General features: G+C 66.1%; 16 protein-coding genes. 6 read left to right on the top strand and 10 right to left on the bottom strand.

All coding sequences use genetic code 11. The features are described 5' to 3' along the window. The 3 genes from eccB to A9W99_RS10280 all read right to left on the bottom strand — a co-directional run bounded on the left by eccB (position 1) and on the right by A9W99_RS10280 (position 3257). On the bottom strand, positions 1-1506 hold the full coding sequence (gene eccB, locus A9W99_RS10290) for a type VII secretion protein EccB (RefSeq protein ID WP_067376488.1): 1506 nt from the start codon (positions 1504-1506) through the stop codon (positions 1-3). A gap of 78 nt (positions 1507-1584) precedes the next feature. Then, positions 1585-1917: a DUF2710 family protein gene (locus A9W99_RS10285; protein WP_156623041.1), complete on the bottom strand. Its 333-nt coding sequence runs from the start codon at positions 1915-1917 to the stop codon at positions 1585-1587. 59 nt (positions 1918-1976) lie between these two features. Next, entirely contained in the window at positions 1977-3257 is a 1281-nt protein-coding gene (locus A9W99_RS10280; protein ID WP_067376482.1) for a DUF5631 domain-containing protein, read from the bottom strand. A gap of 81 nt (positions 3258-3338) precedes the next feature. Here A9W99_RS10280 and A9W99_RS26805 point away from each other — a divergent pair, with 81 nt between their 5' ends. Beyond that, positions 3339-3482, top strand: a complete 144-nt coding sequence (locus A9W99_RS26805) for a hypothetical protein (protein WP_172828844.1) — start codon at positions 3339-3341, stop codon at positions 3480-3482. A gap of 3 nt (positions 3483-3485) precedes the next feature. Here A9W99_RS26805 and A9W99_RS10275 read toward each other — a convergent pair whose 3' ends face one another. The 3 genes from A9W99_RS10275 to A9W99_RS10265 are packed head-to-tail and all read right to left on the bottom strand — an operon-like array spanning position 3486 to position 5584. After that, positions 3486-3791: a DUF2694 family protein gene (locus A9W99_RS10275; protein ID WP_067376480.1), complete on the bottom strand. Its 306-nt coding sequence runs from the start codon at positions 3789-3791 to the stop codon at positions 3486-3488. Further along, complete coding sequence (locus tag A9W99_RS10270; RefSeq protein WP_067376477.1) at positions 3788-4105, bottom strand: ESX-1 secretion-associated protein; 318 nt, start codon at positions 4103-4105, stop codon at positions 3788-3790. The genes A9W99_RS10275 and A9W99_RS10270 overlap by 4 nt, the downstream gene beginning before the upstream one ends. Before the next feature lie 45 nt (positions 4106-4150). Next, complete coding sequence (locus tag A9W99_RS10265; RefSeq protein ID WP_067376474.1) at positions 4151-5584, bottom strand: DUF4226 domain-containing protein; 1434 nt, start codon at positions 5582-5584, stop codon at positions 4151-4153. 171 nt (positions 5585-5755) lie between these two features. Between A9W99_RS10265 and A9W99_RS10260 the strand changes: the two genes are divergently transcribed. Beyond that, positions 5756-6157: a hypothetical protein gene (locus A9W99_RS10260; protein ID WP_067376471.1), complete on the top strand. Its 402-nt coding sequence runs from the start codon at positions 5756-5758 to the stop codon at positions 6155-6157. A 27-nt stretch (positions 6158-6184) separates the two neighbouring features. Here A9W99_RS10260 and A9W99_RS10255 read toward each other — a convergent pair whose 3' ends face one another. The 3 genes from A9W99_RS10255 to A9W99_RS10245 are packed head-to-tail and all read right to left on the bottom strand — an operon-like array spanning position 6185 to position 8132. Continuing rightward, entirely contained in the window at positions 6185-6544 is a 360-nt protein-coding gene (locus A9W99_RS10255) for a DUF4226 domain-containing protein (RefSeq protein ID WP_067376469.1), read from the bottom strand. 12 nt (positions 6545-6556) lie between these two features. Further along, positions 6557-7381 (bottom strand): C40 family peptidase, encoded by an 825-nt coding sequence (locus A9W99_RS10250; protein WP_067376465.1) that lies wholly within the window; start codon positions 7379-7381, stop codon positions 6557-6559. Further along, entirely contained in the window at positions 7368-8132 is a 765-nt protein-coding gene (locus A9W99_RS10245; protein WP_067376462.1) for a helix-turn-helix domain-containing protein, read from the bottom strand. The genes A9W99_RS10250 and A9W99_RS10245 overlap by 14 nt, the downstream gene beginning before the upstream one ends. Positions 8133-8275: 143 nt before the next feature. Here A9W99_RS10245 and A9W99_RS10240 point away from each other — a divergent pair, with 143 nt between their 5' ends. Genes A9W99_RS10240 through A9W99_RS10225 form a run of 4 tightly spaced genes read left to right on the top strand, consistent with a single transcriptional unit; the run spans position 8276 to position 11481 of the window. Then, complete coding sequence (locus A9W99_RS10240; protein ID WP_067376460.1) at positions 8276-8692, top strand: WhiB family transcriptional regulator; 417 nt, start codon at positions 8276-8278, stop codon at positions 8690-8692. A gap of 55 nt (positions 8693-8747) precedes the next feature. Then, positions 8748-10130, top strand: a complete 1383-nt coding sequence (locus A9W99_RS10235; RefSeq protein WP_067376457.1) for an acyl-CoA dehydrogenase family protein — start codon at positions 8748-8750, stop codon at positions 10128-10130. A 39-nt stretch (positions 10131-10169) separates the two neighbouring features. Next, positions 10170-11132 (top strand): pirin family protein, encoded by a 963-nt coding sequence (locus A9W99_RS10230; RefSeq protein ID WP_067376454.1) that lies wholly within the window; start codon positions 10170-10172, stop codon positions 11130-11132. 13 nt (positions 11133-11145) lie between these two features. Next, positions 11146-11481 carry a GNAT family N-acetyltransferase gene (locus A9W99_RS10225; protein ID WP_067376451.1) on the top strand — a complete coding sequence of 112 codons (336 nt, stop codon included), beginning with the start codon at positions 11146-11148 and terminating at the stop codon, positions 11479-11481. 12 nt (positions 11482-11493) lie between these two features. On the opposite strand, the gene A9W99_RS10220 is transcribed toward A9W99_RS10225, so the two are convergent. After that, on the bottom strand, positions 11494-12801 hold the full coding sequence (locus A9W99_RS10220; RefSeq protein WP_067376569.1) for an ammonium transporter: 1308 nt from the start codon (positions 12799-12801) through the stop codon (positions 11494-11496). Positions 12802-13131: the final 330 nt, after the last annotated feature.

Below are 13131 nucleotides of genomic sequence, written 5' to 3'. Positions count from 1 at the left end.
CTAACCCCCGATGTTCTCGTTGGACCCGGAAATGGGTGCCACCACACCACCACCGGGAAGGGCGTCGCGGGCTACCAGCGCGGCGTCACGGCTGATCGCCGGTCCCGTCGCAAACGTGCGGACTATGGGCCACGGCGCTTGCACGGCAGAGTGTGGATTTATCCCCAGCGCCTGCAGCGTGCGTTGATCCTGTTGAATGCCATACCGAACCCCTTGCGGCGAAAGCCAATACAAGCTCTCCCGACTGCCGGTCGCGACCACACCGCTCGTCGTCGCGACGAAGTTCGCCGCCCCCGGCAACACCAGCGTCTGGTTGGCCTCCACGGAATCGGGATGGCGGTCGTCACGAACCAGCTGCACCAAGTGCGAATCCATGCTCATCGGTACCGGCAGACCGCGCCCGCTGAAGACAGCGATCCGCGCCTGAGGGTCGCCGGCTTGTTTCTCCCACCCTACGCATGTCACCGGATTCGCCGACGTATCAATGAAATCCAGCTTTCCGGACGGGTAGTAATCGACGTTGAGGACATCGACTACCGGAATGTGTATCAGCTTGTCCGGCGCGACCAGCGTCGGCGTCGTCGAGCCATGCGAATCCCCGGCGCGCAACAGGTCCGCGACGAAGCTGCTGATCTTCTGCACGCCGCCGGGCAGCAGCACGTAGAAGCCGTTCACGGCCCCGTTCGCGTCGCGGGTCTCCAGAACGCTGCCCACCGACGTCCCGGTTAGCCATTGCGATTGTGCGCCGGCATCCGGAATAGCCGGTAATACAAGAGGTTCCGTTGCCGGCATCGCGTCGAAGAGGGCGTTGGAGATTTCGATCGGATAGGTAACCCCGGGATCGAGACCGAGATTGAAAGTCACCGCCCGCTCGGTCGGGTCGACCCGGGATCGCTGGCCACGCCAGATCACGTAGGTCGCACCCCGATGGGTGGCCAGGATCGCCTGGGTGGGGCTCATGGCTGCGGCCCGTCCGAACGGCGAGAGCTGGCCCGCGATCGCTGTCACCACCGCAGCCGTCCCGCCGGCCTGGGTGGCGCCGCGGTTGGCCGCGGTGTCGCACACCGACCACGCCGACACGGCGCTCGACGTGATCGGCAGGCTGTCCGGCGCCCCGGGAATGCCGATCGTCGGTCCGGTGGGGTATTTGGCGATCTCGCCCGCCTTGACCCAGGCTGGGGTGGCCGTATTGCCCACCGCCAACCGTGCGGAGGTCAGGTTCAGCGCGGGGTAGAGGCGCCCGTTTATCTTCGCGTACACCGCGCCGGTGTCGCGATCACCGATGATCGCCGATTCGGCGATCAAACCAGCGGGCTTCATGATATGCAGTAGCGCCATCCAGCCGACGCCGATGACCACGAGCACGATTGAGAGTGCCACTGCCGCTTGCTGTTTGCGGTCGTCGTGCTTCATGCGCACTGAGAACCTTGTGATCGCAGCGCGCAACCGCCGGTTGTAGAACAGGTGCCCCGAATTCTGGTCCCGGTTGGACAGATTTAGTGGCACTAAAATTCCCCTTTCCCTTTCGGCAGGATCATTCGTCCGGCAGCCCAGGCACACTTCCGTGCCGCATCGCCACCGGCGTCAGCGCAACTGGCCGCCGTACCTGGCTTGGTTCTCGGCTTCTGCCTCGTCGCGCAACGCTGCGATCGCGAGGTTCAGCCTGTCGGTCAGTTCTCCATGTGCGTATCCGGTCATCACGTCCGGATGCAGCGTCAATTTGAGCAATCGGCCGTCAGAATTCGCGACGGCATGAATATCGCCTAGATCAACGCTGTATGTGACGGTTTCGGCCTGCGCGACAAGGGCTTCCCACTTGTCCGCCGCTTCGCTCAGCTCACGCAGAACCGATTCGACGAGATCTTTGTCCTTCAGGTCACTCAGCTCGCTGCTGCGACTGTCCGACCCCGACACGATGACAGTATGTCGACCCCTCCCACCAGCGTCAATTCAAGGTTCGGGTCTCGCCGCAAGGCTCACGACGTGGTCTCCCACCGGCTGGCCGGCGGGGCATTGAGTTTCTGGAACCAGGACAGGTGATAGTTGGCGGATATCCGGTCGCCGGTGACGAATCCCTCGGTGGCGGCCAGCAGCAGACAATTCTGCAAATGCGCGGTCTCGACATCCGGATATTGGTTCAGCAGTTGCTGATGCGCGGTGTCGAGATGCACTCGCAGCAGGTCGACTTCGTCGTCGACGACGCCGGTTCCCGCCGCAGCGGCTCTCGCCAAGGTATGCACCATCCGGGGCACGCCATCGCGCCAGTGGGTGGCTTGGCTCAAGTCCCATCCCAGGTCATCGATGGCGGGCAGTTCGCGGGGTTGCACCGACGTCGGCGTCTCGGCGAATTCGGCCGACCAGTCCAACGAATCGCCGGGTGCATACGTCACCAGGCGCAATGTGTCGCCCAGCATTGTCGAGGCTTTGCCAGTGCGCCGTTCAGGCATCAGCAAGCGCACCTCTTCGGGAATGCCGATGCGCGCGGGTATCCAGCCGTGCGCAAGGTCGGTGACCAGCACCGTTGTGCCATCCGCGCAGTCGCCGACGGTCCAGTTCAGCTTGGGTTCCTGACGGACCACGAACGCAAGCAGCCGCTGCAATCGTTCGCTATCGGTTTCGGTGGGAGCCGTGGGCACTGGGGCTTGCAATGGCGGTTCCGGCTGCGGCGCGGGCGCTACCGCCGGGGTTTCGACGACAGGTTCCCGCATCGGTGCGCCGACCGTTGCGTCATGGTGCTGGCCGTCCACCCGCACCACATCAGGACTAACGGTGTCTGCCGCCGCCGCGCCGGGCGGTGCCGCGTCCCTTACAGCGGGTATGACCTGCGTCTTGTCCATATCTCTCGGGTCTATCGCGACCAGGTCCCGTCTGGCCGGCGCTCTGGCGTGCCGGGCCGACGGCCGAGCCGTCATCGGCTGCAGCTGGCGAAGTACCGACTCGACCCGTCGCACAGCGCGGGCACGGGCCTGCTCGACCACCCTGGCCTCTTGTGCCTGCCGAACTGGATCGGCCATCCCGGCTCGTCTCATCAGCTTGAGCTGATCGTTGGCGCGCAGGGCGATCCGCTGCAGGTCGTCCCTGAGATGATCTGCGAGCGTAGCGTTTTCGGGGGTGATCGTCGACAGTTCGGCCGGCCAGAGCCCACCTATCACCCACGGGGTGCAATCGATGGGAGAGCTGAATGCCGGAATCGTCAGGGATTCCTCCGCCGCTCTCCGGAGACGCTGGCGCGCTGACATCCGACCGAACATTGCCACCGGGCAAGCGTACCGGCATCCTCCCGCGACGTGCGCAGACGCTGAATTGTGCGGCCATCACGGCATGGGTAGCGTGGGGACATGGCTGATTCTGCGCTGCAGCAGCAACTCGACGAGGTGCGTGCGCTGCTCGGCCGCGCCCGAGAGTTGTTCGGCGCCAACCCGATTCAGCCACCCGAAGATATCGCTCCCGATCCTGACGCCGCCAAGACCTGGTTGGTTTGAACTTCAGCTGCCGCGCCGGCGCAACCGATGCGCCAGTAGTTTCTCGATCGCCGCGTCGAGATCGTGCGGGGTCGGAACCTCCGGAGACGGGGTATGTCCGGCCGCCACGATCTCGTCCCGCACTTCCAGCAACGCCTTGAGGCAGGACACGTCCGCCGTGAGCAGGATGCCTTGGGCCAGGTTTGACGCCTCGGTGTCCATCGCCTCGGCGCTCAGGGCGACGCTGTGCAGGTATCCCCCGCGGCACGAACGGACCAGGATGTGTCCGCTCGGGTGAACGGTGTCGAAGGCGGGGTTGGCGTCCGTCATCGACCGCCGTCGGCGACTCCGCCGAGGTTGCGTGCCGCTTGGTGTTCATGCTGGTCCCATGCCGTCGCCGTGATCCTCAGGTTGCGCGCCATGTCGGCGTGGTCATCGGCCTGTTGCTCGTAGCACTGCCGTCTCAGCTCGAGCAGTTCGCGTCCGGCGTCGCGAAGCTCGCCGAAGATCGGCCCGAGTGAGTCCAGGCTCTCCTGGATCGCAGGGTGCGACGACGGCACGGTCCGCAGATAGTCGGAGATCTGCTCGTGATGCGCCGCTGCTTCACGCAAATGCGCGGGCTCCACGTGGACTTGATCTGCCATCCGTTGTCTCCTACTCAAGCGCCGGTGGTGAGACCGGCGGGCTCACTATTGTGCCCTGGCCAGCCCCACCGGCGTAGCCGCCGGGCGGGTTGGTGTCGGTGGTTCAGTCTGCGCCGGCGCGGTGCCCGGTGCCTGAGTGACCGGCGCCGGCGGATGCTCCCAGCCTAGAAAGCTCGGCCCGCTCACCGTGGAGATGTGCTGAATCTGGCCGTCCATGATCGCCTTGCTGTCGCCAAGCGCAAGCGCGTGCCGATCGGTGAATATGCCGATGTCTCCCGGTGTGACCCGCGACGGCTCGATGGGCTGGGCAACCGGCGTCCCGGGTTGGGGAATCGTAATTCCCTGTTGGCGAAAGGCGTCTGCGATGGGAACACCGCCGGCCGCCGCTCTGATCGCCGCCGCCAACTGCGGACTGGCGGCCGTGATCGTTTCACCGTCGGGCAGCGTCACCGACGTCGGACCCGCCGGCTGTGGTTCGGGGTCCGCCGGCGGCGGGTCCGCGGGGACGCCGTCCTTAACGTGGGGCTCGTCGGGGCCGTCATGGTCCGTCGGCTCTTCGGACGGTCCGTGCGATTCGTCTTCCCAGTCTCGGAACGCCGGATCGATTGCGCCGCCCCTCGTCGCCCCGGAGAGCGGCAGCCCCAAACCGGGAAGGGACGTCGGGACGCCGCCGCCGGGTATCGCTGCTCCGCCAAGGTTCGGCATGCCGGGTAAGGCGGGAGTCATCGGCATCCCGGCTGCTGCTGGGGCCGCCGTGGCAGCCGGCCCCAGCGACTCCCCGGTCAGCGAGCCGGGATCGTCGGCCAGCAGCGCATCCAGGTACGGATCGGATCCGTCGTCGGTGACCCCACTTGCGGGAACAGGTGCGGTGACGGGCGGTCGCCCCTCGCCCGCACCGCTGGGTCCAGTTTTGGACGCGTTGTACAGCGATGTCCACGCAGCCATCAGGGCGGACTTCGACGTGTCGTCAAGGCTCGCATCGGCGACCACGGCCCGGATATCGCGCAGCTTGCCGATGAGGAACCGCTGAAAGTCGCGCGCCCCCGCGGGAGTGTCCAGATCCGATCGTGCGCGCAGCGCTGACTCGACCTCTTGCTGCAACTTGGTCAGCTCCGCCCCGCCGTCGACAGCCTTGAGGTGGGCGTTCAGGATTGCCGAAATCACTTGCAGGTCGAGTTGGGAGCTGGCCGAATTCTGGTGTGCCAGAGCAGCTTCGGCCCGGGCTATGGCTTCGGCGGCGTCACCGTCAGCTCGATCCGACGGTGGTCCGCCCGCAGGCGCACCCGGTCCGACATTGAACAGCTCCGGATGCTGGCGCCGGACCTTGGCCAGGATCGCTTCGAGTTGTTGCTGACTGGCGAAGGGCATGACGACAGCCTTCACCTCGTCCGGCGTCAAGCCGGTCTTCCATGCCTCGGGGTCGCCGGTGGTCGCGCGGACGCGCGCCAGCGCTGCGACAAGATCTTCCCACGTGGACATCGGCTACACCGAGCGCGTTGTCGCCGGTTGTGGCTGCCGTCGCGAGCCCTTCATGCGGGGTGACGGTACGCAGGCCGCCGCACGGCGACAATTCACCTTCCGCGGTTCGGCGCGCAAGAATTTCGCAAGGGATCGGCAGTAACCTACGGCCGACGCCAGCGAGGAACCACCATGCACACCATCCGCACCATCAAACCGATTCTCGAGAAAGCACTGCTGTCAGTCGGCCTGGTGCTGTTGGGCTTTGGGTTGACCGGGGGAACAGCCGACGCCAGACCTGGTCCGGTACCGCTGGGTGCCTGGCCCGGCTGTCCGGAAGACCATCCGGCAGGGCCATGTCACTGGTGCCCGGGTGATCCTCCGGTCCAGACCGGCAACCTTCGGGTGAACCCGGTGATTTGGGATAACAACGTCTGCCACACCTACTGGTACGTGTACTTCGGGCAGGGCAATGTTGCGCAGAACATCTTTGAGGGAGAAGTTCCGCCGCCGCCTCCTCCGCCACCGCCCCCGGGTCTCATCAACAAAGACAACTGCCGGTTCATCCTCGGAAATTTCTGCCCGCGTGGATGAAGCCGTACGTGTTCGCCATGCGCCCCTCTACTGAGGCGCCCCGGCTGCGTATTGTTCTCGCAACTCCTGCAGCACAGCGCTTTTCGCCTGAGCCAGCTCGCAGGCGTGCGTGACGACCGCAGCGATCTCCCGTTCTTTGACGAGCAGGAACCGTTGCAACTCGCGGGCGCCCAATGGGGTGTCGACAGCGGACTGGTCTGACACAACACGCTCGATTTCGGCTGCGATCGCATCGAGTCGATGCATGCTCTCACGCATCTCGGCATGAGCGCTGCCAAGTGCCTCCGTCAGCACCCGGTCGGCGTCGGCGATGGCATTGTGCCGGCTCGCCAGCCCGGCCTGTTTTGCCTGTATCGCGGCTATCGAAGGTTCAGTCTGCTCCGCCATGGTTCAACCTCCTCAAACCGGCCGGCGAATCTGCACGTGATTGCCCAACCGGCTGATCCGCACCGATGCACCCGAGTAGGGGGCTTCGACGACCAGATTGTTGCCGATGGCCATCTGCACGTGTCCCGCGTGGGGAAAGACGAGATCGCCGGGCCGTACTTGCGTGCGCGGCACCGCAATTCCGTCGTTGATCTGTTGATACGTGGTGCGGTCCAGGCGGATGCCGGCTTGTGCGTAGGCCCATTGCACCAAGCCCGAGCAGTCGAACTGGTTGGGCCCGGTCGCGCCCCACACATAAGGGCGGCCCAGCCGCGACAGCGCCGCGCGCACCGCCACTGCTGCCCTGCCGCTCGCTGACGGCAGCCGCAACCCGGAGCCGCGATGGTGCGACAGCCGGTACCGCAACGCCCGCAATGCCGCCGCATGCCGCCGCGCCCGCCCCCGCGCCGCCAACACATGTGCGCGCTGAGCTCGCAACCGCGCAACGCGACGTCGTATCGCCTCCCGCTGGGCCAGCGGCGTGGCGGGCGAGCCGGCATCGGCGCGAGCCTCGTCGAGCACACTCTTGGTGAGCTGGTATGCCCGCAGTCGGTCCCGGTGGGCCCCGGCCAGCACGGCGGTGATCGCGCCGTCTGTTCGTGCCGCCGATAGCACAGCCTCCCGGCTACGATGCGCCGCCTGTCGGTAGCGGCCTTGTGCCACATCGGCATTCACCCCGGCGACTCGTTGCAGCAGGTCCGGGTAGTGTGCCGTGCCGGCATCCGCCGCGACGTGCCCCGTGCCGCCGGCAAACAGTTGGTGGGCCCGGCTCAACGCGTCGATCTCACTCTGAACCATTGGAGCCCCCGGCCTCGATGGCATCGGTGAACGCCCGAACGCGGGGGAGTGCACCGGGCGGGATGGCTCCCCGGTTTCGGATGTCCCAGACTTCGTCACTGCCGACGCCCAACAGTGCGGCGATGATCGTCTCCGGCAATGCCGACCGCGCGCACGCGCGATCGAACCGCGCGCTCAAGCTGGCGGGCATCCGTTCCAAGAGCGCGCTGCGCGTCGACTCGAGCTGCTGCAGGTGTTCCATCAGCCGACCGGTGGAGTCGGCTCCGGCATTCACCGCCACCCGCCAGGAGCTGGCCGCCAGCAGTTCGGCCTTCACACACTGGGCGATCACAGAGAGAATATACGTCTCATATTCGTTTGACGTCGTCGCCGGTAGTCGAGCGATCACCGATCTAATGGCATCGAGCTGGGCTTCGGCGTAACCTTCGAGCACTTCTGTGTCGCTCTTGCGGTCCACGACGACCGTGTTCGGAACTCTTGTGGCAAGTAGCTCCGGTGGCTGTGCGGCGATCATCCGCGCCAGCTCGGCGTCGGGATCGGCGGCCACCAGCAGCCGCGAGTAGGTGCCCGGCGGCAACCCGAGCCCGTTTTCAACCTTTTGAACAGTGCTTTTGTGCGGCTTGCGGGCGCCACGCTCCAGATAGCTGAGGCCCATAATGCTGACGCCGGTCGCGGCCGCCAGATCCGCCAGCGACAAGTCGCGCGACTCCCGCAACGCTCGTAGCGCCGCGCCGGCCGATTCACGGCCCATCGCACGCTCCGGCCACGGACCGGATATTACACAACCCAGCCGCTTCCACATCGGATATACGTTTCTATCACGTTTCTCTTGCAGCGCCCACCGATTCGTGTATACGATTTCGCCTACGTTTCGCCTCTGACAAGGAGATCAACATGGGACATCCCTGCGCGGTCAACCCGGAACTATGGTTCGGCTATCCAGATGACGACTGTGGGGACGGGGCCGCGAAGGCTCGCGCGTACGAGCGCTCGGCCACCGAGGCACGGATCCAATGCCTGCGCCGCTGCCCGCTGGCCCAGCAGCGGCTCTGCGCCCAGCGTGCGATCAAGCATCGCGAGGAGTACGGAGTATGGGCCGGCGTCAAACTTCCCGGCGGGCAATACCGTAAACGCGAGCAGTTGGCCCGTGCGCACGACGTTTTGCGGCGCATCGCCGCCGGCGAGATCAACGCCAGAGAGCTGCCCGAGAACGCGGCGCTGCTGGCCCGCCGCGAACGCGATGCCGCGCCGGCCGCCGCGGTGGTGGTGCACCTTGCGGCGGTACGGGTGGGCCCGCGTCCCGCGGCCTGACGAACTGGTAGCCGCGCCAGTTTGCTGACCCATCCGACGGGGTAGCCGCGCATGCATGACGTTCGACCTGACGCCGACGGCAGCGCAACACGACCTCGCCCGGCGCACGCACGAATTCTCCGAAGAGTGCATCCGCCCGGTCGCGCTCGACTACGACCAGCGGCAGGAGTTTCCGTGGCCCGTGCTGGAGGAGGCCGCTCAGCGCGGGTTCTACAGCCCGCTGTTCTACCGTGACTTGATTGGTGACCCGACTGGCATTTCGTTGCCGATGTTCATGGAAGAGCTGTTTTGGGGTTGCGCCGGCATCGGTTTGGCGATTGTGATGCCGGCCTTGGCGCTGTCGGCGATCGGACAGGCCGCGTCACCTGAGCAGATGCTGGAGTGGGCGCCCGAATGTTTCGGAACGCCAGGCGATCTCAAGCTCGCGGCGCTGGCCATCTCGGAACCGGAAGGGGGCAGCGACGTGCGCAACCTGCGCACCACGGCCCGCCGCGACGGTGACGACTGGATCATCGACGGACACAAGATGTGGATCGGCAACGGCGGAATCGCGAACGTACACGTCGTCAACGCGGTCGTCGACCAGGAACTCGGCCACCGCGGTCAGGCGCTGTTCGTGGTGGCGGGCGGCACACCCGGGCTGGAACTGGTGCGCAAACTGAACAAGCTGGGCTGCCGCGCGTCCCACACTGCCGAGTTGCGGTTCGACGGCGTTCGGGTTCCGGCCGGGAATCTGCTTGGCGGACAGGAGAAGCTCGAGGCCAAACTCGCGAAAGCTCGCGAAGTGGTAGCCGGCGGCCAACGATCCGGCTCGGCGACCCTGGGCACCTTCGAACAGACGCGCCCGATGGTCGCCGCCCAGGCCATCGGGATCGCCCGCGCCGCACTGGAATACGCGACGGCCTACGCGACCGAGCGGGAGGCGTTCGGCGGTCCGATCATCGACAACCAGGGCATCGCATTTCCCTTGGCGGAGCTGGCCACCCAGATTGATGCCGCCCGGTTGCTGACCTGGCGCGCCTCTTGGATGGCGGCCAACGGAGTGCCGTTCGAGCGAGGGGAGGGCTCGATGTCCAAGCTCGCTGCCAGCGAGGTCGCCGTCAAGGCCACCGAGCGTGCCATCCAGACCATGGGCGGCTGGGGCTACATCACCGACCACCCGGTGGAGAAGTGGTACCGGGATGCCAAGCTGTACACCATCTTTGAGGGCACCAGCGAGATCCAGCGAATGGTCATCTCCAACGCGCTGGGCGCAGCGGTGGACACGCCGCCGCTGCATGTGGTGCTCGAGCCCTCCGGCGGACCACTGAATCGGATGTTCGGTCGGGGCACCCCGTTGCGATCACGCGCTGCCGATGCCGCGCTCTCGATGCAGGACCGGGTTCCCGAACCCGTCATGCGGTTGGCGATGAAGGTGCTGCGGCCGCCGGGGCGGTAGGACCCCGTAGAAAGCCCGATAAGGCGTAGCGTCGGCCTGGTGAGCAACCTCGAGGCCGCGCCACTCGAAGTCGCCTGCGCCGCGTCCGGGGCCGCAGGTATCGAGGTGCTGCAGCCCCGTGAGGTTCCACTGGGCGGCCCGCGGGCGATCCGGGTGCAACGCACCCTTCCGCAACGTCAGCGCTCGCTCGTCGGCGCCTGGTGCTTCGTCGACCACTATGGTCCGGTCGCCGCGAGAATGGACGTTCCGCCTCATCCCCATACGGGGCTGCAAACCGTCAGTTGGTTGTTCAGTGGGGAAGTGGAGCACCGCGACAGTGGCGGTGTCCATGCGATGGTCCGGTCCGGCGAGCTGAACCTGATGACGGCGGGAGCCGGCATCTGCCACTCCGAAGTCTCGGCCGGATCGGATCCCGGGACGGTGCTGCACGGTGCGCAGCTGTGGGTGGCGCTGCCGGATTCCGCTCGCGATACCGGACGCGACTTCGCTCACCATGTGCCCGCGCCGATTTCGTTGCCGAATGCGGTGGCGCGGGTATTCCTCGGGGAGCTGGCGGGCAGTCGTTCGCCGGTGCCGACGTTCACTCCGCTGCTGGGCGCCCAGATCGACCTTGACCCGCGCGCTCGGTTGGACATCGACGTCGACCCCGCATTTGAACACGGTGTGCTGTGCGACGTAGGTGAGGTAGAGATGGGCGGAACTGCCCTGGCGGTCGCCGACCTTGGGTACCAGGGAACGGGTCACTCTGTTCTTGCCCTGCGCAACGCCGGGGATCGGCCCGCGCGGGTGCTGCTGCTCGGCGGCACACCGTTCACCGAGGAGCTGGTGATGTGGTGGAACTTCGTGGGTCGCAGCCACGACGACATCGTCAGCTATCGCCAATTGTGGCAGGACGCCGACGAGCGCTTCGGCGCCGTTTCCGGGTACCAGGCTGCGGTCACTCGGCTGCCCGCCCCGCCGATGCCGACCACCAGGTTGCGGCCCAGATCGATACCGAAATAGAAGGGAATCCCATATGACTGCCGACAAGACCGGCGCCGAAACCACTGTGAGCGACGAGGACGGGCGCTACGCCATTGCCGTGGAGGGCAAGACCGTCGGCCTCGCCGAATATGCCGATCGTGGCAATCAGCGCGTCTTCCACCACACCGAGACCGATCCTGCGTACGGGGGACGAGGATTGGCGACGATTCTTGTCGAGCATGCGCTGAAAGCCACGCGTGAGGCGGGCAAGCGCATCGTCCCGCTGTGCTCCATGGTCGTCACGGTGCTGAAAAAGCATCCCGAATACGACGACATCACCGATCCCGTCACCGTCGACATCCAGCAGTGGGCACAGACTCTGCCCTAGTAGCAGCTTGGGTCAGCCCTCTTCGTCTTCACTCGGACGCGGGCGCGACGCGTCCGTACCCCCGAACAGCGGCCGGCGCACCTGCTGGTGCCCGTAAACGCCTTCGGCATAGGCGGTTTCGGCGTGCTGGGTGAGGTCGACTCCGCTGACCTCGTCTTCATTGCTGACCCGGAATCCCATGAAGCGCTCGATCAACATTGCCAGCACGTAGCTCACCGCGAAGGCGTAGAAGCCGACCACCACCATCGCCAGCGCCTGCTTGCCGAGTTGGCCCAGGCCGCCGCCGTAGAACAGGCCGTTCGCGCCGTGGGTCATCACCGCGGTGGCGAGCAGCCCGATCAACAGCACGCCGACGACCCCGCCGACGAAGTGCACGCCCACCACGTCAAGTGAGTCGTCGTAATTGAGTCTGAACTTCACCGCAACCGCGAACGAGCAGACGATTCCGGCCATCAGCCCGACGACGGTGGCGCCCAACGTGTTCACCGTGCCGCACGACGGCGTGATCGCCACCAGGCCGGCGACCACTCCGGAGGCCGCGCCGAAGGTGGTCGGCTTGCCGTCCCGGATCCGTTCCACCGCAAGCCATCCCAACATGCCCAGGCAGCCGGCGACCAAGGTGTTGAGGAAGATCGCGGATGCCAACCCGCTGGCGGCCAATGCCGAACCGGCGTTGAACCCGAACCAGCCGAACCACAGCAATCCCACGCCGAGCAGCACGAACGGCAGGTTGTGCGGGCGCATGGCCTCCACCTTGAAGCCGATCCGCGGGCCGAGCACCAGCGCCAACGCGAGGGCGGAGGAACCCGAGACGATCTCGACGACCAGCCCACCCGCGTAGTCGAGCACCCCCATCTTGGACAGCCAGCCGGTAGGCGCCCAAACCCAATGCGCCACAACGGAATACACCACCACCGCCCAGATGGGCACGAAAACCATCCAGGCCGCGAACTTGGCGCGGTCGGCGATCGCGCCGCTGACCAGGGCGACAGTGATGATCGCGAACGTCAACTGAAAAGTGGCGTAGAGCAGTTCGGGAACCTGGCCGTGCAAGGTCTCCGGGCCGATGCCCCGCATCCCGGCGTGCGCAAGACCGCCGAGGAATCCGCCCGCGCCGCCACCGGAGAACGCCAGGCTGTATCCGACCAGCAGCCACGCCACTGTGACCAGCGGTATGGAGATGAAGCTCATCATGATCATGTTGAGCACGCCGCTGGTGCGCACCATGCCCCCGTAGAAGATCGCCAACCCGGGCGTCATCAGCAGCACCAACGCGGTACTGGCCAACAGCCACGCGGTGGCGGCGGGATCAATGTTCAACGTTGCGCCTCTCTCGATAATCGTCGATGAGAATATCGGCGCGGTTCCGCACGTGAGCGGCAGACGGGGCGATAAGGCGTCGGGCGCCAGCCACGAGGCACCCACGAGATTGAAAGGGTCCGCCAATTGGGGAATCTGCGGAGAAGCTACACCGGCTACAGCATCGGTTGCGCCATCGTGTGGGCCGGCATCCTGGCGGTCGTATGGGTACTGGCGAGCGATGCCACTCGCCATACCTTCACGGTCGTGTTCGCCGGTTGGGTGATCGGATGGCTGTCGGCAACCATCGCCAGAGTTGTCTATCCGCCGCCGAAGCGGTGGAGACCGAGG

This window comes from Mycobacterium sp. 1164966.3, from assembly GCF_001665395.1.
In the GTDB taxonomy this organism is placed as follows: Bacteria; Actinomycetota; Actinomycetes; order Mycobacteriales; family Mycobacteriaceae; genus Mycobacterium.
This window is presented reverse-complemented; position numbering and strand designations above follow the sequence as displayed.

Excerpts from the sequence above, each read along its gene's own strand:
- A9W99_RS26805 (WP_172828844.1), top strand. The coding sequence starts at position 3,339 with ATGGCTGATTCTGCGCTGCAGCAGCAACTCGACGAGGTGCGTGCGCTG.
- A9W99_RS10275 (WP_067376480.1), bottom strand. The coding sequence starts at position 3,791 with ATGACGGACGCCAACCCCGCCTTCGACACCGTTCACCCGAGCGGACAC.
- A9W99_RS10270 (WP_067376477.1), bottom strand. The coding sequence starts at position 4,105 with ATGGCAGATCAAGTCCACGTGGAGCCCGCGCATTTGCGTGAAGCAGCG.
- A9W99_RS10265 (WP_067376474.1), bottom strand. The coding sequence starts at position 5,584 with ATGTCCACGTGGGAAGATCTTGTCGCAGCGCTGGCGCGCGTCCGCGCG.
- A9W99_RS10260 (WP_067376471.1), top strand. The coding sequence starts at position 5,756 with ATGCACACCATCCGCACCATCAAACCGATTCTCGAGAAAGCACTGCTG.
- A9W99_RS10255 (WP_067376469.1), bottom strand. The coding sequence starts at position 6,544 with ATGGCGGAGCAGACTGAACCTTCGATAGCCGCGATACAGGCAAAACAG.
- A9W99_RS10250 (WP_067376465.1), bottom strand. The coding sequence starts at position 7,381 with ATGGTTCAGAGTGAGATCGACGCGTTGAGCCGGGCCCACCAACTGTTT.
- A9W99_RS10245 (WP_067376462.1), bottom strand. The coding sequence starts at position 8,132 with ATGGGCCGTGAATCGGCCGGCGCGGCGCTACGAGCGTTGCGGGAGTCG.
- A9W99_RS10240 (WP_067376460.1), top strand. The coding sequence starts at position 8,276 with ATGGGACATCCCTGCGCGGTCAACCCGGAACTATGGTTCGGCTATCCA.
- A9W99_RS10235 (WP_067376457.1), top strand. The coding sequence starts at position 8,748 with ATGACGTTCGACCTGACGCCGACGGCAGCGCAACACGACCTCGCCCGG.
- A9W99_RS10225 (WP_067376451.1), top strand. The coding sequence starts at position 11,146 with ATGACTGCCGACAAGACCGGCGCCGAAACCACTGTGAGCGACGAGGAC.